This is a genomic window from Tritonibacter multivorans, assembly GCF_001458415.1.
Taxonomy (GTDB): domain Bacteria; phylum Pseudomonadota; class Alphaproteobacteria; order Rhodobacterales; family Rhodobacteraceae; genus Epibacterium; species Epibacterium multivorans.
Genome location: NZ_CYSD01000012.1, coordinates 278902 through 299302, shown reverse-complemented (window position 1 = coordinate 299302; position 20401 = coordinate 278902). Strand labels below are relative to the sequence as shown.

The window sequence follows — 20401 nt, the reverse complement described above, 5'->3', positions numbered from 1 at the left end:
TGGTGCGAAAACGGGTTTCTTCCCGCCCAAATCGCCATTAGAACCGTGCCAACTGATGACGGAGACACCAATGGCCGAAGATCTTTTCAACAGCTTCATGAATGGCCCCGACGAGAAGGGCCGGTTCGGCATCCATGGCGGCCGCTTTGTCAGCGAAACGCTGATGCCGCTGATCCTGAGCCTCGAGGAAGAATACGAGAAAGCCAAGGTAGACCCGAGTTTCTGGGCCGAAATGGACGACTTGTGGAAGCACTATGTTGGCCGCCCGAGCCCGCTGTACTTTGCCGAACGCCTGACCGAACAGCTGGGCGGCGCCAAGATCTATATGAAGCGCGACGAGCTGAACCACACGGGCGCGCATAAGATAAACAATGTGCTGGGCCAGATCCTGCTGGCGCGCCGCATGGGCAAAACCCGCATTATCGCCGAAACCGGTGCGGGTCAGCACGGTGTGGCCACCGCCACGGTCTGTGCGAAGTTTGGTTTGAAATGTGTCGTCTACATGGGCGCGCATGATGTCAAGCGCCAGGCACCGAACGTGTTCCGCATGCGTCTTCTGGGCGCAGAGGTGATCCCGGTCACCTCGGGACGTGGTACCCTGAAAGATGCAATGAACGACGCGCTGCGTGACTGGGTGACCAATGTTGCAGACACCTTCTACTGCATTGGTACCGTGGCAGGCCCCGCGCCGTACCCGGCGATGGTGCGCGACTTCCAGTCGGTCATCGGCAAAGAGGTCCGCTGGCAGCTGGCTGAACAGGAAGGCGAAGGCCGTCTGCCCGACACCGTGATTGCAGCGATCGGTGGCGGCTCCAACGCAATGGGTCTGTTCTACCCGTTCCTGGACGACAAATCCGTCAATATCATCGGCGTGGAAGCCGGCGGTAAGGGCGTGGATGAAAAGATGCAGCACTGCGCTTCGCTGACCGGTGGTCGCCCGGGCGTTCTGCATGGCAACCGCACCTATCTGCTGCAGGATGACGACGGTCAGATCCTCGAAGGATTCTCGATCTCGGCGGGTCTTGATTACCCCGGCATCGGACCAGAGCACGCCTGGCTGCACGACATTGGCCGCGCGCAATATGTGTCGATCACCGACAAAGAGGCGCTGGAGGCGTTCCAGCTGTCCTGCTCGACCGAAGGCATTATCCCGGCGCTGGAACCGTCCCACGCGCTGGCTCATGTCGCGAAGATCGCGCCTGATCTGCCCAGGGACCATATCATTGTGATGAACATGTGTGGCCGTGGCGACAAGGACATCTTCACCGTGGCGCGTCACCTTGGCTTTGACATGTCCGACACCGAAGAAGGCCGCGATCTGGAGGAGTAATCCTCGCCGTCCGCGACCCCCGTTTCAGAAACATCAGGCGCCCCCGATTTGGGGGCGCTTTTTTGTTGGCTGCGGTATCTGGTGCCAGCCTCGCCTCATAAACCCAAGTTTATAGGCCTAACCCTGGGTTCAAAGCACCGCGTTTATACCCTCCGACACATAGCCGACGTCCAGCGCAGCGTGTCATTTCGTTTCTGTCCCACCTCGGAACTGGATCCGGGCCCAACAGGAAGGAAGTTCTCATGAAACGTAGATTGGTATTTATCGGAGCCCTCGTAGCAGTCGCAGGCAACAGCGCAATGGCACAGGGGCTGAATGACCAGATTGTCTCGACCTTGCGGGACATGGGGTTCACCCGGATCGAAATCGAAACCGGTCTCACGCAGACCAAAGTCGAAGCGCTGCGGTCTGATGTGAAGTTGGAAGTTGTATATGATCAGGGAACGGGCCGTATCCTCACGCAGGAACAGGACCGAGTGGACGCGGATGATGACACCACGCCGGGTGTCGAAATCAGTCAGGGCGATGAAGATTTCGTAGATGAGACCGGCGAAGAGCTGGACGATGATGACGAAGATGAGGATGATTTCGAAGACGAAGACGAAGACGAAGACGAAGACGAAGACGAAGACGAAGACGAAGACGAAGACGAAGATGAAGACGAAGATGATCGCGGAGATGATGATCACGACGCCGACGATCATGACGATGACCGCGATGACTATGACCGCGATGACCGCGACGACGATGACCGCGATGACCGCGACGACGATGACCGCGATGACCGCGACGACGATGACCGCGACGACGATGACGCAGGAGAGACACGCAACGATGGTGATGATTGAACCAACTCGGACATGTAATCCGCAAGCGCCGCATTGGGGCGTAGGCTGTGCCTTTGATCGGACAGGCCTATGACGCGGCCTATATTGCGCCTGTGTGCTGTAGCCGTCCTGACCCTTTGGGTTGGGGCGGCGCAGGCTGAAACAGCGCAGGAGCGGATCGTGCGAAGCCTTGTCGAGGATGGGTATTCCAAGGTGTATACGCGCCGGACTCTCCTCGGGCGCGTCCGGATCACCGCTGAGGGGCCCGAGGGCTCGCGGGAAATCGTCCTCAATCCATCTTCAGGGGCCGTGCTGCGCGATTATTTTGACGCGGCAGATGACGATGAAGAGGAGGCCTCTGGCGCCGAACACGATGCTGACGATGAAGATCGCGAAGATGAAGACGATGGCGAAACAGGCGGCGATCGCGACGACGATGATCGCGACGACGACAGCGACGATGATCGCGACGACGACAGCGACGATGATCGCGACGACGACAGTGACGATGATCGCGACGACGACAGCGACGATGATCGCGACGACGACAGTGACGATGATCGCGACAGTGACAGTGACAGCGGTGGCGACAGCGACGGTGGTGACAATGACGATTGACATACACAGCTGGGGGCGCGCGTTGTGAAGGGCCTTTTGGGCTTTGCCATTTTGATGGCGCTTCAGCTGAGCTGCGGTGGTTTTTTGCTCTGGGACGTGTTCAGTGGGTTGCTGGGCTTTGGCTTTCCCCCATCGCCTGGGCGATCTACGAACTGGTCGAAATCGGCGCGATCACCGGGCTGCTTGTGGGTATGATTGTCAGTGCTTCGCTTTTGTGGCGAGCCATTCAGCGCAAGAAACGTGTTGAGACCAGCCTGCGACTGGCCTCTGGTACCTATATGGATGTGCTGGAGGAAAGCTTTGCGGACTGGCGGCTGACACCGGCAGAGCGGGATGTGGCGCTGTTTCTGGTCAAGGGCTGCACAACAGCCGAAATCGCAACCCTGCGCAGCACATCAGAAGGCACGGTCAAAGCGCAGACCAATGCCGTCTACCGCAAAGCCAATGTGTCCGGGCGGCCTCAGTTGCTGGGGCTGTTCATTGAGGATCTGATCAACCCCAGACTACCTTAAGGGGGCTTAGTTCACCTTCACCGAATGTTTCTGCAGAACCTCAAGCGGCACAATGTCCAATGCCCGTTGATGGGTGCCTTCAAGGTGGACTTTTGGCGCGCAGCCTTCGTCCGCCGCCTGCAGGAAACGCCCCGCACAGAGGCACCAGCTGTCGCCGGGCTTCAGCCCTTTGAAGCGAAACTCCGGGCGTGGGGTCGACAGGTCATTTCCGACATATTTGGAATAGGCGAGGAATTCTTCGGTCATCACGGCGCAGACGGTGTGGCTGCCTTCGTCCTGGGCACAGGTGTTGCAGGCCCCATCCCGGAAGAATCCGGTCAGCGGATCATGAGAGCATGCAACAAGCGCGCTGCCCAGAACATTGATACTGTCGTCTTTTTCCATGGAAATACCTGCGGTTATGCCAAAGCCTATGGTGCCATTACTTGGTAACGGCGTTGGCAGCAATTATCAATCTACAGGTGATAATGGCGGAGACGAAGGGATTCGAACCCTCGAGACGGTTTCCCGCCTACTCCCTTAGCAGGGGAGCGCCTTCGACCACTCGGCCACGTCTCCGTTGACCCGTATATGTCCCACCGTCAGGAGAGACAAGCGGTTTTTTGAAATTTCTGCGACGGTTTTGCGTCTGCCGTAGCTGCGGGGTGGTGGGGTAAGTTTTCATAAGGATTTCACGAGGTTCAGCGGGCAGAGCCTTATGCGCAGACAGCGGGTTTTGACCCAAAGCCTGTGTCGCGTCTGTATCAAGCCGGTGCCCAGAGCAGCTGCTTCAGACCGGCGAGTTTTGCCAGGCGCGTCAGCTCTGCCTCGAGCTTGGCCTGGCGTTTCGGAGTGCGCAGGCGGTCGGACTCGACCCAATAATTTGTCAGGGTCAGACAGCCGGTTTTACGGTCACCTTTGGCTTCGATCCGACCGACAAAACGGTTCCCCTCCAAAAGCGGGTAGACGTAGTAGCCCCATTGCCGTTTGGCGGCCGGGACAAACATCTCCACGGTGTAGTCAAAGCCAAACAGCCGCGACAGGCGTGTGCGGTCGCGGATCGCGGGGTCAAAAGGGTTGAGAATGCGCAGCCGAGACGTGGGGTCCTTGAGGGTGCTGATCCGCGCCTCAATATCTGCGGCGGCCAGCGCTTTGGTCCAGCTGCCATCTGCGCCTTGCACCTCGACCTCGAGCGGTTGCGTCGCCTCGGCCCAGGCCTTGGCCTCTGGCGCGTCGCAGGCGTCCCAGAATTTGCGGATTTCGGTCAGGGTGCCAAACCCCAGCCGATCAAGGGCTGTTTCGCACAGCTGGGTGATCTGGTCCCGGTCGGTCAGGACAGGGCGATCCTGCGGGAATACCCGTTCCGCGAGATCATAGAATTTGGTGAAACCGTCGCGGTGCGAGGTCGCGAGTTCCCCGGAATACCATAGGTAGTCCAGCACCATCTTATGGGGGGGACGCTGCCACATGGCCTTGGTGCCAGTGACCTTTGTGTCGAAGGCTTGCGTCGACAGCGGCCCCTCGTCGCGGATCCGGCGCAGGACGTCCTTGATCAGGTCCGGGTCCAGATGTTTGCCAAACCAGTTGGAGCGCCCCACCTGTTCCCGCTTGCGGTCAAACTGCCGCTGCCACATGGGCAGGAACGCCATTGGCAGGACCGAGGCATCATGGGTGAAATGTTCAAACACCTGCCGCCTGTCGCGCAACAGCGGGTCGAGCATGCTCTCGCGGTAGTTCTGGTTGCGGCTCCATAGAATGTGATGATGGGCGCGGGACACCACCTGAATGGTATCGAGCTGTACAAAGCCCAAGGCCTGGATCAGCCCAAGCGTATCCAGCGGGCCCGTCGGCGCCTGCGCGAGGCCATGCGAGGTCAACCAAAGGCCCCGGGCGGTGCGATTGTCGATTTTTAAGGTGGCCATGCGCTGCTCCCCTCTTTTTGTTTCCTTTTTGTTCCACGATGGGGCGGCTGAAGAAAGGAAAATCTGCAGCGAGCGGCGCGGAGCGGGCACAAAAAAGGGGAGGCCGGAACCTCCCCTCTGATCTTGTGCGCGTGCGCAGCTTAGGGCAGCAGCGCGAGGCGCTTCATGAACAGGTCTTTGACCTCGTCCGCTTTCACTTTCATCGCCACATGGGTCACGCCGCGCGCGGCGTCGTCAGAGAGCAGGGTCGCGCCCGAGGTTTCGCCCTCGCAGGAGACGGTGATCGGCACGGCGCGGGTTTCAAACAACTCTGGGTGGGTGCAGCAGATCACAGCCGCCGGGTCGTGCAGGGAACAACCATTCAGGCCCGCGACCTCTTGGTAGAACTTGATGTAGAAGACGCTCATCTGCTTCAGCATGCCGCCCAGTTCGGGGCTGGCGGCTTTGATCGCGTCAAAGTCTTCCGGCACACAGAGAATGCGGTGGGTGACGTCCAGGCCAACCAGCGTGACATTGCCACCGGCGGCACAGACCACTTCGGCCGCATGCGGGTCGTGATAGATGTTGGCTTCGGCGTGGGGCGTGATATTGCCGCCTTCTTCCAGCGACCCGCCCATGATGACGATGTTCTTGCAGTTGTGCACGAAATCAGGGTCACGCTGGATGGCGATGGCGATATTGGTCAGTGGGCCAACCGGGCAAACCACCAGTTCGCCTTTGTGTTCACGTGCCATGCGGATCAGGAAGTCTGCGGCGTCTTCTTCGATGATCTTGCCCTTGGGCTCTGCGGCGGGGATGTCGCCAAAGCCTTCGTCGCCATGCACATTTGCCGACGGCGGGAAGGGCGGCAGTTCCAGCGGCTTGGGCGCGCCCTGTGCCACCGGCAGATCCAGACCGGCGGCTTCCAGCAGGCGCAGCGCATTGCGAGCCGCCATTTCCGTGGTCACATTGCCGAAGATGGAGGTCAGGCCCAGCAGCTCAATATCAGGGGCCGCTGCGGCATAAAAAATCGCCATTGCATCATCGATGCCGGGATCCGTGTCGATAATCAGCTTGGTGGTCATGTCTCTTCTCGTCCTTCGTCTTGCGGAATTGAGCGACCTTAGCGGCGGCCCTATCCGCACTCAACAGTCTCGCCGTTCGGAATAAGCGATAAGTGTATCAATAAAATGGCCTGCCTCCAAAGGAGGCGGGCGGCAATCTTTCAGTCCTGCGGTGAAGATCAGGTGTTGAACAGGAAATGCATGACGTCGCCGTCCTGCACCAGATAGCTCTTGCCTTCTGCGCGCATCTTGCCCGCTTCCTTGGCACCGCTTTCGCCGTTGCAGGCGATGTAGTCGTCATAGGCGATGGTTTCGGCGCGGATGAAACCCTTTTCGAAATCACCGTGGATGACGCCAGCCGCCTGCGGGGCAAGGGTGCCCTTTTTGATGGTCCAGGCGCGGGCCTCTTTCGGACCAACGGTGAAATAGGTTTCCAGCTGCAAAAGTTCGTAACCCGCACGGATCAGACGATCGAGACCAGCCTCGGCCAGACCCATCTCCTCGAGGAACATGGCGGCCTCATCGGCTTCCAGCTGGCTGATCTCTTCTTCGATCTGAGCCGAGATGATCACATGGCTGTTGCCTTGGGCGGCGGCCATTTCCGCCACCGCTTTGGAGTGTTCGTTGCCCTCAACGCTTTCGGACTCGCCCACATTGCAGACGTAGAGAACCGGCTTGGTGGTCAGCAGCTGCAGCATGGACCAGGCTTTGGCGTCCTCGGCATCGACCTCAACCAGACGCGCGGGCTTGCCGCTTTCCAGCATCTCCTGCGCCTCTTGCAGCAGACGATCCTGCTGCTGGGCTTCTTTGTCATTGCCCTTCAGCTTGCGCACGAGGTTGGCGCGGCGCTTCTCAATGCTTTCCAGATCGGCCAGCATCAGCTCTGTCTCGATGGTTTCAGCATCGGCCACCGGGTCAATGCGGTCCTCGACGTGGGTGACGTCCTTGTCCTCAAAACAGCGCAGCACATGGGCGATTGCGTCCACTTCGCGGATGTTTGCAAGGAACTGGTTGCCCAGACCTTCGCCTTTCGACGCGCCCTTCACTAGACCGGCAATGTCCACAAAGGTCATGCGGGTGGGAATGATCTGCTTGGAGGTGGCAATGGCCGCCAGCTTGTCCAGACGCGCGTCCGGAACGCCCACATCGCCCACATTGGGTTCAATGGTGCAGAAGGGGAAGTTCGCCGCCTGCGCGGCTGCGGTTTTTGTCAGTGCATTGAAGGTGGTCGATTTGCCCACATTCGGCAGGCCGACAATACCCATTTTAAAGCCCATGTTGCGCTCCTTTTCGCTTGGGATGCTCTTAGTCGGGCTGGGGCCAATGCACAAGCCGGCAGGCGTTTCACGGGTTAATTCTTGCGAAGTGACGAGGTGTTTAACCATGTTCCCACAGGGCGGCCATCCGCACAGCCGCGCAGAGGCCTGCCAGTTGCTTCTGATTCTTTAACGCGAGAGGTCGCGCGCCCGAAGGCAGGGCTCTCGGTTTTTTGGGGGGCGCCGACGATGACGCGACCCGGATATGGGGCTGATGCAGGCTTGGCAAAGAACCACTTCGGCACCCATTGAATGATCATGCTGCACCCACAAGAAGGCTGAAAGCCGTTCACGTGGCGTATGAAACGGGGGTAGGGGGCCAAGACCTCTTGCCCTTGCGGCCTCTCTCTGGCACTCCCGTCGGGACGATATTTAGGGAGCCGCACATGACACGCATTGATGCGAAATTTGCCGAACTCAACGCCCAGGGCAAAAAGGCCTTTGTGACCTATGTGATGGCCGGCGACCCGGACTATGACACCTCGCTCGAGGTCGTGAAGGGCCTGCCGGGCGCAGGCGTTGATATTATTGAGCTGGGCCTGCCGTTCACCGACCCGATGGCCGATGGCCCGACCATTCAGCTGGCCGGTCAGCGCGCGCTCGACGTGGGCATGACGCTGAACAAGACGCTGCAGCTGGCGGCGGATTTCCGCAAGACTGACGACACCACGCCGATCGTGCTGATGGGCTATTATAACCCGATCTATTCCCATGGGGTGGACAAGTTCCTGGCCGATGCGAAGGCTGCGGGCATTGACGGTCTGATCGTGGTGGACCTGCCGCCCGAAGAAGACGAAGAGCTGTGCATTCCCGCACAAGCGGCTGGTTTGAACTTCATCCGTCTGGCGACGCCGACCACAGATGACAAGCGCCTGCCCAAGGTGCTGCAGAACACCTCTGGCTTTGTCTATTACGTGTCGATCACCGGCATCACCGGCGCAGCCGAGGCCCAAGCCACCAATGTTGGGCCGGAAGTGGCCCGTATCAAAGCCTCTACCGACCTGCCGGTGATTGTGGGCTTTGGCATCAACACGCCGGAGAAAGCCGAAAACATCGCGAAGGTCGCGGATGGCGCGGTTGTGGGCTCTGCCATTGTCAGCCAAATCGGCGCAGGCAAGTCGCCGTCTGAGGTGCTGGAGTTTGTCGCCTCCCTCGCCGAAGGCGCGCATCGGGGTTAAGCCTGCACTCTGAGCTTACAGCGGCGTCCTTTGGACGCCGTTTCCTTTTTTATTACACTGAATTTAAAAACACTTTTGGTCTCAAAATATGATTGAACTTTACCGTCGCAGCTTTGGGCTGTTCTTTGGGTATTTCCCTTTCTTCGCCTTTATAGCGGCCCTGTTTCTTGCGATTGAGCATTTCGGGTTCGGCGATAACGCGGGCGCATCCTTTGTCGTTTACACATTGATCGCCCTTTACTGTCACAAGCTCCTGCTCGCCAAAGAGCCGGTTTCCAATAAATGGATATGGCGAGGGTCGGTTGGAGCGAAAGACGAGACGAACCCACTTGCAGGTGGCACTTGGCCGTTCTTTTGGCGGTCAGGGGTGTTTATGATCTTTTTGGTTGCGATTATGCTGCTTATCACATTTGGCAGTGCGAGCCTTTTTGACGGCTTGGCCGCCGACATTTCGGGCCTTGTAGTCCTTTTTGGTGTGATTGGGACCGTCACAACTTTGGGCGTCGCACTCGCGTTGATCGGCACCGTTTTTCCCGCCGCAGCGATTGGTGGCGACGCCGCCCTTGACCGGGCGTTCGAGCGTGGACGCAAGACATTTTGGATTACCCTCCTGCGTTTTGTGGTTGGCCCTGGTTTGGTTACCTTTGCCACGTTGGTCGTGGTTTTGCTATTCCCGGCACAAACCGATGGTCTGGTCCCAAATGTGATGTTCGAACTGATCGGCATGTTCAGCACCTGCCTTTCAGCAACGGCGTTGTGCCTTGCCTATGAAAAGGCCGAATTGCAGCTTGCCTCAACCACATCAGACTGATGCCAAACACGGCGGCCTTCGGGTCGCCGTTTCCTTTTACGGATAAGACTCTTGCCCGATAGCACCGTCACTGGTTAGAAATTCTTACCAGACAGGCGCGGGAGGATTTTATGCCGGTTATTACCACGATTGAGGATCTCAAACGCCTGCATGAACGTCGCGTGCCACGGATGTTCTTTGACTACTGCGAAAGCGGCAGTTGGACCGAACAGACCTTTCGCGAAAACACCACAGATTTCGACCAGATCCGCCTGCGTCAGCGGGTGGCCGTGGATATGGCGGGGCGCTCGACCGCCAGTCAGATGATTGGTCAGGATGTGGCCATGCCTGTGGCCTTGGCCCCTGTGGGTCTGACGGGGATGCAGCACGCCGACGGAGAGATCAAAGCCGCCCGCGCCGCCGAAGCCTTTGGCGTGCCCTTCACCCTGTCCACCATGTCGATCAATTCGATCGAAGACGTGGCGGAGGCGACCACCAAACCCTTTTGGTTCCAGCTCTATACCATGCGGGACATGGACTATACCCGCCGCCTGATCGAACGCGCAAAGGCCGCCAAATGTTCGGCGCTGGTGATTACGCTGGATCTGCAAATTCTGGGCCAGCGTCATAAGGATCTGAAAAACGGCCTGTCGGCCCCGCCAAAACTGACGCCCAAGACCATTGCAAACCTGATGACCAAATGGACCTGGGGCATTGAAATGCTGGGCGCAAAACGGCGCGAGTTTGGCAATATCGTGGGCCATGTGGACACCATCACCGACACTCGTTCGCTGGGCACCTGGACGGCCGAGCAATTCGACCCCTCGCTGGATTGGGGTAAGGTGGAAACCCTGATGAACATGTGGGGCGGCAAGGTGATCCTGAAGGGGATCTTGGATGCCGAGGATGCCAAAATGGCTGCGAAACTGGGCGCGGATGCGATCACCGTGTCAAACCACGGCGGCCGTCAGCTGGACGGCGCGCTGTCGTCGATCAAGGTTCTGCCCGAGATCATGGATGCCGTCGGTGGCGACGTTGAGGTGCACCTCGACAGCGGGATCCGGGCAGGTCAGGACGTGCTGAAAGCGCTGGCGCTGGGCGCGAAGGGTACGATGATTGGCCGGGCCTTTGTCTATGGGCTGGGGGCGATGGGACAGGCGGGGGTGACGCAGGCGTTGGAGGTGATCCACAAAGAACTCGACACCACGATGGCGCTGTGCGGGGAGAAGGCGGTGGAAAACCTTGGACGGCACAACCTGCTTGTTCCGGCTGATTTCACCGGCACCTGGGCCCCTTAAGCAGCTTTTCGCATCCCCGGCACCAAGACCACTGCGATCAGCGCCAGAAGGCCTGCCAGCACCGTAAAGGCGATGGGCAGGCCAAACATCTGCGCCAAGAGCCCCAGTGCAGGTGGGCCAAGGAAGAAGCCGGAATAGCTGACAAACACCACCCGGGAAATCGCCATGGGGCGGGTTTTGGCTGCAACGGTCTTGCCAACCCAGGCCAATACCATGGGCGCAACAACCGACACGCCAAGGCCAAGAACAGCAAAGCCAAGGATCGCCAGCCCTTTGCTCGGTGCCCAGGCGGCCAACACCGTGCCCGCCGCAGAAACAAGGGCTGCCAGACGCAGAACGCGGCCCTCGGACAGGCGGGCCAGCACAACTTGCCCCCACATTCGGCCGAGCCCCATGGTAAAGCCCAGCATCGCAGGCCCCAGCGCGCCCTCAGCTGCGCTGCCGCCATAAGACCGCTCCAGATGCAACGCTGACCAGTTGTCGGTGGCCTGTTCGGCAACAAAACCAATGGCCGCCGCGATCCCGGCCAACGCGATCAGCAGGACGGGCAAGCGCGTTTCGGCGCTTTTGTCTTCGGTAGAGCGATCGGTTGACACATGGTACAGGCCCATGGCCAGACCCAGCGAAAGCGCGCAGACACACATAAAAAACACCTGTGCGGACACGCCGTTTTCGCGGGCAAGCCCGGCCACCAGCGCCGCGCCGCCGTAAGCGAAAGAATAGACGGCGTGGTTCAGGTTCATCAACGGGCGGCCGCTTTCGGCTTCGATCCCGCTGAGGCGGACGTTCATCACCACGTCCAGCAGACCAGAGGTGCCCATGCAGGCCAGCATGGCCACCGCAAACATAGGCCAGTTTTGCGCCAGACCGGGCAAGGCAAAGCTGGCGATCAACAGTCCCGCTGCCCCCACCATGGCCCATCCGCCCCAGCCGCGGTCCACGCGCGGGGCCGCCCACATGGCCGCCAAGCCGCCAAAGGCGCCGCACAAAAGCGCAAGGCCAAACTGACCGTCGCTCAGCCCCGCCTGAGCTTTGATTTCGGGCACATAGGCGCCAAAGGCCCCCCAGAACAGCCCCATCAGAATGAAGGCTTTCAGCGGCACCCAGCTGGCGGCGATGTCTTTTCTCAGATCCATGCGGCCGAGGTTGCAGATCCCCGGCCGTGGAGCAAGATTTCATTTACAGAAGTGCAAGGGTCGCCTCAGATCGACCCGACAATACGATCCTGAAACCAGATCAGCGACGGGTAAGCGCAGATCCAGATCCAGAAGAACCGGTTCAGCCCAAAGAAACAGGCGTTGGAGAAATGGAAGGCTGCGGTGCAGGCCAAGGCAATCTTTAGCGCCAGCGGGTCCAGTAGGGTCAGCGGAAAGGCCAGCTCCAGCAGGATGACCGCCCAGCCCATGGCCAGCAGGAATAGGGGCCGATCCGCCAGTGCGCGCAGCCCCTCGCTCACCGGGTAGGCCGAGAACCGGAACACATCGCGCAGTGCCTCGCCCTTTTGCCATTCAGGATTGATGACTTTGATCCACCCCGACACGAAATAAGACAGTACCAGCTGCACCGCGAGGTACGACAGCGCCATTTCCGACCAGAATTGCGTTGGCGCGGCATGGGCCAGCAGCAGGCAGGTCAGGATCAGCAGGGTCATCTTGTCGCTGCCGCCATTATAGGGGCCCTGATACCGCCACAGCTGCCACAATCCGATCCCCCAAAGCGCCGCCAGCACCAAGGTGACCTCCAGCCCGGCAATCAGCGGCAGACACAGCGCAAGACGTACGGCAAACACCAGCGGGTCGGCCCAGGCATAGCGTACCGCCAGCTGTTCGAGGCTTTGTTGAAACAGGGCAAAGGCAAGAAGGATTTCGCTCAGGCGCAGGGCCAGTTCAATAGTCATGGCTGCGGACCCTCAGGCTGTTGACCGGCACGGGGGTGCTTTCAAATTCGACCTCTTTGACCAGCTGTGCACCGTCCCGGTACCAGAACACCAGTCGGAACTGCAGCTCTGTGTCGTCGGCCATTGGCAGCAGGCGGGCAATCCGGCGGTTGATTTCGTCCTCGCTGTGGGCGCTGGAATGGGGGCTGTCTGCTTCGACCAGCCGTTCGGCGCAGCTGACCATGAACAGCTGTTCGTTCCACGCGGGGTTCCAAAGCATGCGTCGCAGCATCGTAAAAAACGACAGATGCGCCGGGCGGGGCCGGTCCTCTTGCCAGTCGCCTGCCTCCCCACGGTGCAGCAGGCGGTATTCCACGCGCGGCGAGGGGGCGACGGTCTTGAAGAAACGCCAGGAGGGAATCAGCGCTGGCAACAACAGGGAGATCAGGCGCAACAAGGTCAAAGCTCCGGGGGACAACACGGCGACGGGGGGACAAGGACGGGTCAAACCACTTTAATCCGGGGGATTTAACAACCGGTTCCCGGTCTTTGCGGGAAATGCGGGCCCGAGGGGTTCCCAATTTGGCGATTTCCGTATAAGGACGCGGCTTCATCGGGGTGACAGCCTTGGAGGCACCCCTCTAGTCATATTGGAGAATTACAATGGCGAATGAGATTCCTGATCTTGAGTGCCAGGTTCGTGCGGGGACAGGCAAGGGCGCCGCTCGCGCCGCGCGTCGCGCGGAAATGGTACCTGGTGTTGTTTTTGGTGGCGACGCTGAGCCGCTCGCAATCCAGATCCCCTTCAACGTTCTGCTGAAGAAACTGAAAGCAGGCAAATTCAAGTCCACCCTGTGGAACCTGAAAGTTGAAGGCCACGACGACGTTCGTGTGATCTGCCGCGACGTCCAGCGTGATGTTGTCAAAGACCTGCCGACCCACTTCGACCTGATGCGCCTGCGCCGCACTTCGAAAATCAACCTGTACATCCCGGTTGAGTTCATCAACGAAGAAGCAGCGCCCGGCATCAAAAAGGGCGGCGTTCTGACCGTTGTCCGCGCCGAGGTTGAGCTGATCGTGACCGCAGGTGACATCCCCGAGAAGCTGGTTGTTGACCTGACCGGCAAAAACATCGGTGACGTGATCAACATCTCGGACATCGAACTGCCCGCAGGCTCCAAGCCGACCATCGACCGTGACTTCGTGATCGCAAACCTGGCCGCTCCGGCCGGTCTGGCGTCCGCAGAAGCGGAAGAAGGCGAAGAAGAAGCCGCTGCAGAAGCATAAATCTCTCCCGCAAGGGAAGATTACGACGGGCTCCCCTTGTGGGAGCCCGTTTGCGTTTGCGGGATCAGCCTTCCCAAAGGACGGTGTTGGGATAAAACTGCGACCAGGCAAACCAGAAGGCCTGATGGCTGCCCAGATCACGGCCCGAAGCATCTACGGCGCGCACCCCGCCGCCATCCATCACCAGCCGCACGTTTTCAAACGCCACCTCGCGCCCACGGGTCAGGGCGCTGACCGCCTTGCTGCGTTGGAACGCCACAGGGCGCCCCGAAGCGGTGACAATGCCAATAATGTCCTCTTGCACCGACAGGCGCGGGTCCACATCGCCAATGGGGAAAATCGGACCATTGGCATCGCGGGTGTTGCGGAAATCAAAATCCCGCCCCAGTGCCAGCCGTTCGTCCAGCACCGTTGTGTCAGGGTGCGCGCGGCGCCAGTCGCCCCAGGTGGTGGTGACCACGCTGGCCTGTTCCAGCTGCACCCCCTTGCGGGCCAGCGGGCCGGTCACAGCATGGCCTTTGAAGGTGTCAAAGACAGAATAGGTCTCCAGGTCATACATCACCTTGTTCGACCGGATCAGCAGACCCGAGGTGCGCAGGGTTGGCCGTTTGACCCCACCCGGAATGCGATCGGTGAAATAGGCCTGCGCCGCACCGCAAAGGGTGCAATAGGGCAAACCCAGATCGCGTCCGCCCAGCGTGTCATTGACCATTTCGCGCACTTCCATGATCTGGCGGGGATAGGCACGGGCCTCCCCGTTCACTTCCACGCCAAAGACAATGTCGCTGTCTTGCAACCACCCGGCTTCGGACGCGGTGGTCACGGGTGGGTTGTCTGCGGCGGGAATACAGTTGCAGCGCGCGTCGGTCTGTCCGAACGGTCGATCATCAATCAGCACGCCGCCCCAACTGACATGTCGCCAGTCAATGTCGCCTTTGACAAACAGCTTGTCCCACGCGGGCACCACCGTTGTGAAAATGGCCCGTTTGACCTTGAGATATCCGGGCGGGGCGGGAATGTCCCATGCGATGAGCACATCTGTGGTGTCGCCCCAAGGGTTCTGGCCAGAGATCTGGGTGTTCAGCAACCGACTGGCCGCATCCGCCAGTTGCGCATTCAGCGCACGGCCCGGCGCAAACCGCATCAGGTCGGATATGATCCAGACCAGCCGTGGATCGCCAGAGGCGGCAATCTCCTCCAGCGCGATGGCCTGATCCTGTCCCCAACTGGAGTGTCGCATACTGTCGACAAAGGCCACCTCCACGGCCTGACGCAGATCCTTGCTCAGCCGACCGTCGGGGACCGGGGGAGGGTTGCCGAATTCGGCAACAATGTAGTCGGGTAAAGCTGGGGTCTGCGCCATCAGATGCCCCGCCAGAGACAGGCTGACGCCGAGGCCAAGACAAAACGCACGGAGTGCTGTTTGGGGAGGGTGTTTTGTGGGCTGGGTCATTTGCTGTTCCTTCGGCTGGGCGCATTGGCTTGCGTCAAACAGTGTCGTCTTTGCGGATCCAAGGCCAATCACAAAGCTTCAGGCTCTGGTGAGCGGAGGCGTGACCGTCGCCGCCCTGGTGTAAAGAGGGGGTACAGGGGGGTGTACGGGGGGTGTACATAAAGTGCACAAAAGGTGCCGTTTGTCTTTGGCCCATCCCTTGGTTCGCGTGCTCTGGATTTTTGGCGTCAGAGCCTATATCGAAATCCGGCACTTTTGCGGGCTCTGCCCCGCGCCTTACGGATCGGAGCACGCCCATGAAACTGTTTGTCGGCCTTGGAAACCCTGGCGGGAAATACGAACGCAATCGCCACAATATTGGCTTTATGGCGTTGGATCAGATCGCATCCGATCACGGGTTTTCGCCGTGGAAGTCGAAGTTTCAGGCGCAGGTCAGCGAAGGCAAGCTGGGCAGCGAAAAAGTGATCCTGCTCAAGCCGCAGACGTTCATGAACAACTCGGGTCAATCGGTGGGGGAGGCCATGCGATTTTACAAGCTGACCTCGGATGATGTGGTTGTTTTACATGACGAATTGGACCTCGCGCCGGGAAAATGCCGGGTCAAACAGGGCGGCGGTCACGCCGGTCACAACGGCCTGCGGTCGATCCATGCGCATATTGGTGCGGACTATGGCCGGGTGCGTCTGGGCATTGGCCATCCGGGCCACAAAGATGCGGTTGCGGGCTATGTTCTGCGTGATTTCCCCAAGGCCGATGAAGGCTGGCTGGATGATCTGATGCGCGGCATCTCGGATGGCGCAGCAGAGCTGGCGGGGGGCGACAATGGCAAGTTCATGAACGCCGTCGCTCTGCGTGTCGCGCCACCGCGCAGTTCGACCACCCGGGACAAAAACGCCCCTGACAAGACCAGCGGCAAGCCCCGCGCAGAGACAGATCCAAAACCTGCCAAAAGCGCCAAGCCTGCAGAGCCCGCTCCCGACACCCGCTCGGCAATGGAGCGGCTGATGGATAAATTCCGCTAAGCCTTGTCAGGAGGCTGATATTTTCGCGGCTTCCGACACCCCCTGCACCCCACGATCATGGAGCCGGGGCACCATTTTCAACAGCACCTCCGCGGTGGCAAGCGCGTCTCCAAGCGCGGTGTGACGGGCTTCGGGTGGCAGGTCCACATCGTAGCGTTCTGCCAGATCATCCAGCGTATGTCCGCTGAGGCTGGGGGACAGATGTTGCGACAGACGTGCAGTGCAAAGGGTCGGGGCATCAAAAGATGGCCCCCCCGCGCGCGCCTGTGCCTGCAAGAATCCCATATCAAACGGCGCATTATGGGCCACCAGCACCGCGTCACCGCAGAAGGCTGCAAACTCCTGTGCCACCTCAGTCAGTTTGGGAGCGCCTTTCACCATCTCATTGGTGATCCCGTGGATTTCGGTGGTGCGTGCGGGGATTGGACGTTCTGGATCCACCAATCGGTCGAACACTTCTTGCGACTGGATTTTGCCGTTCACGATCCGCACCGCAGACAGCTGCACCACGGTGTCTTTTTCCGGGTCGAGCCCTGTGGTTTCGGTGTCGAACACCACAAACTGGCGCGTTGCCAGAACACCGCAGCTGTCCTGTTGTATGGGGGCGGCAAAATCATAGGCCAGCGGTGTCAGCGCTGGGGGCTCTGTGCTGCGCTCTTCTGCCTCCAGAAGGGCGACAAACCCCAAACGCCCGCCTGCATCGTCCAAAGCGGACAGGCGGCAGGTAATCTCTGGGCTGGTGCCAAAAGGTTGCTGGCGGCGGGTAAGGGCCACCTTGCAACAGGCGCCTGCCGGTTTGGGCCCCAACTCTGCCATTGCGGCTTCAAGCGGCGCAGGATCCACATAGAGCCCGACCTGCCGGTGCAAGCCCACAGGCCCAAGGCACGCGCGCGCAGTGGCATCAGACAGCAGAACCTCACCAGTTGAGGACAGAACCAGAACCCCGGCGGGCATACATTGGACAAGCGTTTCCAATTGGTGGCGGCTGGTTTCCAGCGCTTCGGTTTGTTGCGCCACAGCGCGTTTCTGACTGGTGCGGGTGTCCTCCAGCACCGCGTGGAGGGCGCGGGCGGCGGGGGCAAGCGCGCCAAGGTGGGGCGCGGCACGGTCGTCAATAGCGCGGCTCACATCCGCTTCGGCGCGCGTTTCCAGTTCGTTTGTGAGCGCAAGGATCGGCTTGGCGACATGATCATCAAACAGGCTGCCGATCCAGGTCGACAGGCCCGCCAGACCCAACGATGCCAAAAGCCAGGCGATGACATATCCTTCGACCGGCCCGCCTGCGCGCTGATGGCCAAACCACAAGGCCAGCGCGAGGATGGCGCTGCCGCCCAATGCAATGGCTGCAAAAAACAGGGCAAAGCGGCGGCGGAGGCCGAGCTTTTGATAAAGGCGGCTTTCTTCGGGTTTGGCTGGGGCCAGCGTGCTGGCGCGTTCGCTGACCCGGTCTGGGTGGTCTCTTGTCAGTTCAACCATTGATCGCATCCTCCCCATGCGTTCCGGTTTATGTCTCGTGCGGCCTTACCCTTGGCAGGCCGCCGCGATCAGCGCAGGCGAGGCCGCCTGCCAGCGTGCTTGGCTGGGGTCGCTCAGTGCGGTGCCCGTCGCATCGGCCCGGCTGGTGTCTGCACAACGCAGCAATTGTGGCACCTTTGCCGGCGGCTGCCAGCGGGCAAACAGATAAAGATCCATCAATTGCACGCCAGGCACCTCTGGGTTTTCCTTGGCCGAGGCTGTGTCGAGTGCCACAAGGCGCACCACTTGCGGTGCCACATAGGTCCAGGGGCGATACCACTGGCTGCGGGTGATTTCTTCGACCACCACTACGCCTTCGGGCAGGCCGTCTTTGGTGCGGTTGCCCCAGCTGTATTCACTGGCAATGGCGACGGCGATCATCGCAGCACCAGCTGCAACCGGCATGGCCCAGCGGGGCAGGCGCCCGCCGGTCATCAGGTTCAGCAGCATCATCAGCCCGGCGCCACCGATCCCGGCGGCAAATGTGGCGATTAGTTCCAGAAACAAGGTCGTCTCCTCGAAAGGGTCAGGTAAAGTGTCAGGTCTGGCCGCTCAGGGCCGATTGCATGGTTTTCACCACCAGAAACGCATCGCGCAGGTGGTTGCGTTCAAGTTCGGACAGCTCCATCGGGTCGAGGTAGTTGTCCGGGCTCTCGCCGCTGTTAATCTGGGCCGCCTGATGGCGCAGGCGGGTTTCCACGATCATATCATAGGCGTCCAAAAGGTCCTTGGCGCCGCTTTCCGAAATCACACCCGCCTTGCCCGCTGCCACCAGGCGGTCGCGGGTGTTGGCCACATAAGTTCCGCCCTTCAGAGCATATACCCGGCCCAGATCGACCACAGGCACGACGCCTGCGTGTTTCATATCCAGCGTGTTTTTATGTTCACCCGAGCGGATCAGGGTCAGGTTGCGGAAAAACCCCAGAGGCGGCGCATGTTTCAGTGAATTGCCGACCATCTGGCGGATAAAGATCGAATTGCGCTGCGCCTTGTCCATGGTTGCGGATTGCAGCCCTTCGAACAGCGCGGTGTCGCCCGCAATCGGTCGCAGGTCGAACATCACCGAGGCAAGCATCTGCGCCATTGTGTCGGGTTCTTCGATCCAGTCATGGAAATAGCTCTGCCAGACCTTCAGCGGCTGACGCCACTGCGGGTTGGTGGCCATCATGTCACCGGGGCAATAGACAAAGCCCACCTCGTTCAGCCCGTCGCAGACGCGGGTGGCGAGCTCTTTGAAATAGGGTTCATGGGCGGCCGTCATATTGTCCGAGATGATCAGGCAGTTGTCTTGATCGGACACGCCGGTCTGTTCGCGCCGCCCCTGGCTGCCGCAGGCGGCCCAGACATAGGGCACAGGCGCCGGACCCAGATCTGCTTCGGCCAGGGCCAGAAGGCGGCGGGTGACGGCGTCGGTCAGGTCGGTGATCCGGCGGCAGATCGCCTCTGGCCTTGTGCCTGTGGTGGTGAGGTTGGCCAGCAGTTCCGGCAGGCGGGTCATCACCTGTGCCATTTCCGCACTGTTGCGGGCGGATACGATTTCAGAGGCCATATGGCTGGCAGTGGCGGCCTGTTGGCGGAACAGATCGCTGTGGCCAATGATCCCGGCAATCCGCCCGTTTTTGCCCTTCACCGGCAGGTGGTGAATGCGGCGTTCAGCCATCATCATCAGCGCATCAAGACCCGAGGCGTCAGGCGCAATCGTCACAGGGTTTGACGACATAATCTCGCGGACAGGAACATCGCCGCCTTTGCCTTCGGCCAGCACTTTGTTCACCAGATCGTGGACTGTCACAATCCCCTCGAGCTTGCGGCCATCCATGACCAGCAGCGAATTGATGCGCCGGTCGCGCATGATCCACGCCGCATCGCGCGTAGAGGCTTCGGGGACGCAGGTCACGAGGTTCGGGGTCATCATGTCCTGCACGCGCAGGGCCATAAGACCGGATGTTTCGCTGGCGGCATTGGTTTTCAGCACCGGGCGATAGTACCAACGGCCAAGGGCTGGGACATTTTCGACCAGTTCCCGGAAGGTTTCGGCAGGGATCATCAACAGATCCGCAGGTTCGACAACACGGGCGGTCAGGTTGGCCTCGCCGCCGCGCAGAACGGCCCGTTCGCTCAGGCTGTCGCCGGGGATCCGGTGCGAGACCACGTCCCCCGCTGCCGAAAAGATATCGACCTCGCCTTTTTCCACCAGATAGAGCCCGGGCGGCGTGTCGCCGGCGGCAAAGACCAGCGCGCCCACCGGCAGGTGCACCTCTTGGGTGGACTGGGCCAAAGCGCTGCGCTCGGCCTCGGTCAATTGCCCGAAGGGTTTGATCTGCGCCAGGCGCTCGGAGATGGATGTGGTGGAGGTCATGCGGGAAACGGCCTCAGGTTAGGGTCTGTCGCTTTGATTGGACCACGGGGAGGGCGCTGTCCGCAAGAATTTCGAT

Annotated in this window: 20 protein-coding genes and 1 tRNA gene; 9 read left to right on the top strand and 12 right to left on the bottom strand. The window is 60.2% G+C overall.

Annotation, left to right across the window (positions count from 1 at the left end):
• Positions 1 to 70 precede the first annotated feature (70 nt).
• The 4 genes from trpB to TRM7557_RS02675 all read left to right on the top strand — a co-directional run bounded on the left by trpB (position 71) and on the right by TRM7557_RS02675 (position 3287).
• Positions 71 to 1330, top strand: a complete 1260-nt coding sequence (gene trpB, locus TRM7557_RS02690) for a tryptophan synthase subunit beta (RefSeq protein WP_058288660.1) — start codon at positions 71 to 73, stop codon at positions 1328 to 1330.
• A 242-nt stretch (positions 1331 to 1572) separates the two neighbouring features.
• Positions 1573 to 2178, top strand: coding sequence for a PepSY domain-containing protein (locus TRM7557_RS20145; protein ID WP_207382610.1), 606 nt, complete (start codon positions 1573 to 1575; stop codon positions 2176 to 2178).
• Between the two features lie 69 nt (positions 2179 to 2247).
• A complete protein-coding gene (locus tag TRM7557_RS19945) occupies positions 2248 to 2775 on the top strand; it encodes a hypothetical protein (protein WP_074941865.1) in 528 nt (175 codons plus the stop codon).
• Positions 2772 to 3287, top strand: a complete 516-nt coding sequence (locus tag TRM7557_RS02675; protein ID WP_235811379.1) for a helix-turn-helix transcriptional regulator — start codon at positions 2772 to 2774, stop codon at positions 3285 to 3287. The genes TRM7557_RS19945 and TRM7557_RS02675 overlap by 4 nt, the downstream gene beginning before the upstream one ends.
• 6 nt (positions 3288 to 3293) lie before the next feature.
• Here TRM7557_RS02675 and TRM7557_RS02670 read toward each other — a convergent pair whose 3' ends face one another.
• The 5 genes from TRM7557_RS02670 to ychF form a co-directional block, all read right to left on the bottom strand.
• The gene (locus TRM7557_RS02670) at positions 3294 to 3671 is read right to left on the bottom strand and encodes a DUF2237 family protein (protein WP_058288658.1); all 378 of its coding nucleotides are present in this window, start codon (positions 3669 to 3671) and stop codon (positions 3294 to 3296) included.
• 84 nt (positions 3672 to 3755) lie between these two features.
• Positions 3756 to 3845, bottom strand: a tRNA-Ser gene (locus TRM7557_RS02665).
• Between the two features lie 185 nt (positions 3846 to 4030).
• Entirely contained in the window at positions 4031 to 5188 is a 1158-nt protein-coding gene (locus TRM7557_RS02660; protein WP_058288657.1) for a winged helix-turn-helix domain-containing protein, read from the bottom strand.
• A 140-nt stretch (positions 5189 to 5328) separates the two neighbouring features.
• Positions 5329 to 6252, bottom strand: a complete 924-nt coding sequence (locus TRM7557_RS02655) for a nucleoside hydrolase (protein ID WP_058288656.1) — start codon at positions 6250 to 6252, stop codon at positions 5329 to 5331.
• 158 nt (positions 6253 to 6410) lie between these two features.
• Positions 6411 to 7508: a redox-regulated ATPase YchF gene (gene ychF / locus TRM7557_RS02650; RefSeq protein WP_058288655.1), complete on the bottom strand. Its 1098-nt coding sequence runs from the start codon at positions 7506 to 7508 to the stop codon at positions 6411 to 6413.
• 425 nt (positions 7509 to 7933) lie between these two features.
• On the opposite strand from ychF, the gene trpA reads away from it, so the two are divergent.
• The 3 genes from trpA (at position 7934) to TRM7557_RS02635 (ending at position 10813) form a co-directional block, all read left to right on the top strand.
• Complete coding sequence (gene trpA, locus TRM7557_RS02645) at positions 7934 to 8725, top strand: tryptophan synthase subunit alpha (RefSeq protein ID WP_058288654.1); 792 nt, start codon at positions 7934 to 7936, stop codon at positions 8723 to 8725.
• A gap of 88 nt (positions 8726 to 8813) precedes the next feature.
• The gene (locus tag TRM7557_RS02640) at positions 8814 to 9536 is read left to right on the top strand and encodes a hypothetical protein (RefSeq protein ID WP_058288653.1); all 723 of its coding nucleotides are present in this window, start codon (positions 8814 to 8816) and stop codon (positions 9534 to 9536) included.
• 110 nt (positions 9537 to 9646) lie between these two features.
• On the top strand, positions 9647 to 10813 hold the full coding sequence (locus tag TRM7557_RS02635) for an alpha-hydroxy acid oxidase (protein ID WP_058288652.1): 1167 nt from the start codon (positions 9647 to 9649) through the stop codon (positions 10811 to 10813).
• Here TRM7557_RS02635 and TRM7557_RS02630 read toward each other — a convergent pair.
• From TRM7557_RS02630 to TRM7557_RS02620, 3 genes are all read right to left on the bottom strand, one after another.
• Entirely contained in the window at positions 10810 to 11949 is a 1140-nt protein-coding gene (locus TRM7557_RS02630; protein ID WP_058288651.1) for an MFS transporter, read from the bottom strand. The genes TRM7557_RS02635 and TRM7557_RS02630 overlap by 4 nt on opposite strands.
• 65 nt (positions 11950 to 12014) lie before the next feature.
• Positions 12015 to 12710 (bottom strand): HTTM domain-containing protein, encoded by a 696-nt coding sequence (locus TRM7557_RS02625; RefSeq protein WP_058288650.1) that lies wholly within the window; start codon positions 12708 to 12710, stop codon positions 12015 to 12017.
• The gene (locus tag TRM7557_RS02620) at positions 12700 to 13146 is read right to left on the bottom strand and encodes a hypothetical protein (RefSeq protein ID WP_058288649.1); all 447 of its coding nucleotides are present in this window, start codon (positions 13144 to 13146) and stop codon (positions 12700 to 12702) included. Before TRM7557_RS02620 ends, TRM7557_RS02625 begins: the two co-directional genes overlap by 11 nt.
• Before the next feature lie 206 nt (positions 13147 to 13352).
• Between TRM7557_RS02620 and TRM7557_RS02615 the strand changes: the two genes are divergently transcribed.
• Positions 13353 to 13976 carry a 50S ribosomal protein L25/general stress protein Ctc gene (locus TRM7557_RS02615; RefSeq protein ID WP_058288648.1) on the top strand — a complete coding sequence of 208 codons (624 nt, stop codon included), beginning with the start codon at positions 13353 to 13355 and terminating at the stop codon, positions 13974 to 13976.
• A 64-nt stretch (positions 13977 to 14040) separates the two neighbouring features.
• On the opposite strand, the gene TRM7557_RS02610 is transcribed toward TRM7557_RS02615, so the two are convergent.
• Positions 14041 to 15429 (bottom strand): DUF3179 domain-containing (seleno)protein, encoded by a 1389-nt coding sequence (locus TRM7557_RS02610; protein WP_058288647.1) that lies wholly within the window; start codon positions 15427 to 15429, stop codon positions 14041 to 14043.
• Positions 15430 to 15725: 296 nt separating this feature from the next.
• Here TRM7557_RS02610 and pth point away from each other — a divergent pair, with 296 nt between their 5' ends.
• Positions 15726 to 16451 (top strand): aminoacyl-tRNA hydrolase, encoded by a 726-nt coding sequence (gene pth / locus TRM7557_RS02605; protein WP_058288646.1) that lies wholly within the window; start codon positions 15726 to 15728, stop codon positions 16449 to 16451.
• Between the two features lie 6 nt (positions 16452 to 16457).
• Here pth and TRM7557_RS02600 read toward each other — a convergent pair whose 3' ends face one another.
• Genes TRM7557_RS02600 through TRM7557_RS02590 form a run of 3 tightly spaced genes read right to left on the bottom strand, consistent with a single transcriptional unit; the run spans position 16458 to position 20325 of the window.
• Positions 16458 to 17927, bottom strand: coding sequence for a 3'-5' exonuclease (locus TRM7557_RS02600; RefSeq protein ID WP_058288645.1), 1470 nt, complete (start codon positions 17925 to 17927; stop codon positions 16458 to 16460).
• A 45-nt stretch (positions 17928 to 17972) separates the two neighbouring features.
• Positions 17973 to 18473 carry a hypothetical protein gene (locus TRM7557_RS02595; RefSeq protein ID WP_058288644.1) on the bottom strand — a complete coding sequence of 167 codons (501 nt, stop codon included), beginning with the start codon at positions 18471 to 18473 and terminating at the stop codon, positions 17973 to 17975.
• Between the two features lie 31 nt (positions 18474 to 18504).
• Complete coding sequence (locus TRM7557_RS02590) at positions 18505 to 20325, bottom strand: DUF294 nucleotidyltransferase-like domain-containing protein (protein WP_058288643.1); 1821 nt, start codon at positions 20323 to 20325, stop codon at positions 18505 to 18507.
• Between the last annotated feature and the right edge of the window lie 76 nt (positions 20326 to 20401).

Excerpts from the sequence above, each read along its gene's own strand:
- trpB (WP_058288660.1), top strand. The coding sequence starts at position 71 with ATGGCCGAAGATCTTTTCAACAGCTTCATGAATGGCCCCGACGAGAAG.
- TRM7557_RS20145 (WP_207382610.1), top strand. The coding sequence starts at position 1,573 with ATGAAACGTAGATTGGTATTTATCGGAGCCCTCGTAGCAGTCGCAGGC.
- TRM7557_RS19945 (WP_074941865.1), top strand. The coding sequence starts at position 2,248 with ATGACGCGGCCTATATTGCGCCTGTGTGCTGTAGCCGTCCTGACCCTT.
- TRM7557_RS02670 (WP_058288658.1), bottom strand. The coding sequence starts at position 3,671 with ATGGAAAAAGACGACAGTATCAATGTTCTGGGCAGCGCGCTTGTTGCA.
- TRM7557_RS02660 (WP_058288657.1), bottom strand. The coding sequence starts at position 5,188 with ATGGCCACCTTAAAAATCGACAATCGCACCGCCCGGGGCCTTTGGTTG.
- TRM7557_RS02655 (WP_058288656.1), bottom strand. The coding sequence starts at position 6,252 with ATGACCACCAAGCTGATTATCGACACGGATCCCGGCATCGATGATGCA.
- ychF (WP_058288655.1), bottom strand. The coding sequence starts at position 7,508 with ATGGGCTTTAAAATGGGTATTGTCGGCCTGCCGAATGTGGGCAAATCG.
- trpA (WP_058288654.1), top strand. The coding sequence starts at position 7,934 with ATGACACGCATTGATGCGAAATTTGCCGAACTCAACGCCCAGGGCAAA.
- TRM7557_RS02640 (WP_058288653.1), top strand. The coding sequence starts at position 8,814 with ATGATTGAACTTTACCGTCGCAGCTTTGGGCTGTTCTTTGGGTATTTC.
- TRM7557_RS02635 (WP_058288652.1), top strand. The coding sequence starts at position 9,647 with ATGCCGGTTATTACCACGATTGAGGATCTCAAACGCCTGCATGAACGT.
- TRM7557_RS02630 (WP_058288651.1), bottom strand. The coding sequence starts at position 11,949 with ATGGATCTGAGAAAAGACATCGCCGCCAGCTGGGTGCCGCTGAAAGCC.
- TRM7557_RS02625 (WP_058288650.1), bottom strand. The coding sequence starts at position 12,710 with ATGACTATTGAACTGGCCCTGCGCCTGAGCGAAATCCTTCTTGCCTTT.
- TRM7557_RS02615 (WP_058288648.1), top strand. The coding sequence starts at position 13,353 with ATGGCGAATGAGATTCCTGATCTTGAGTGCCAGGTTCGTGCGGGGACA.
- TRM7557_RS02610 (WP_058288647.1), bottom strand. The coding sequence starts at position 15,429 with ATGACCCAGCCCACAAAACACCCTCCCCAAACAGCACTCCGTGCGTTT.
- pth (WP_058288646.1), top strand. The coding sequence starts at position 15,726 with ATGAAACTGTTTGTCGGCCTTGGAAACCCTGGCGGGAAATACGAACGC.
- TRM7557_RS02600 (WP_058288645.1), bottom strand. The coding sequence starts at position 17,927 with ATGGTTGAACTGACAAGAGACCACCCAGACCGGGTCAGCGAACGCGCC.
- TRM7557_RS02590 (WP_058288643.1), bottom strand. The coding sequence starts at position 20,325 with ATGACCTCCACCACATCCATCTCCGAGCGCCTGGCGCAGATCAAACCC.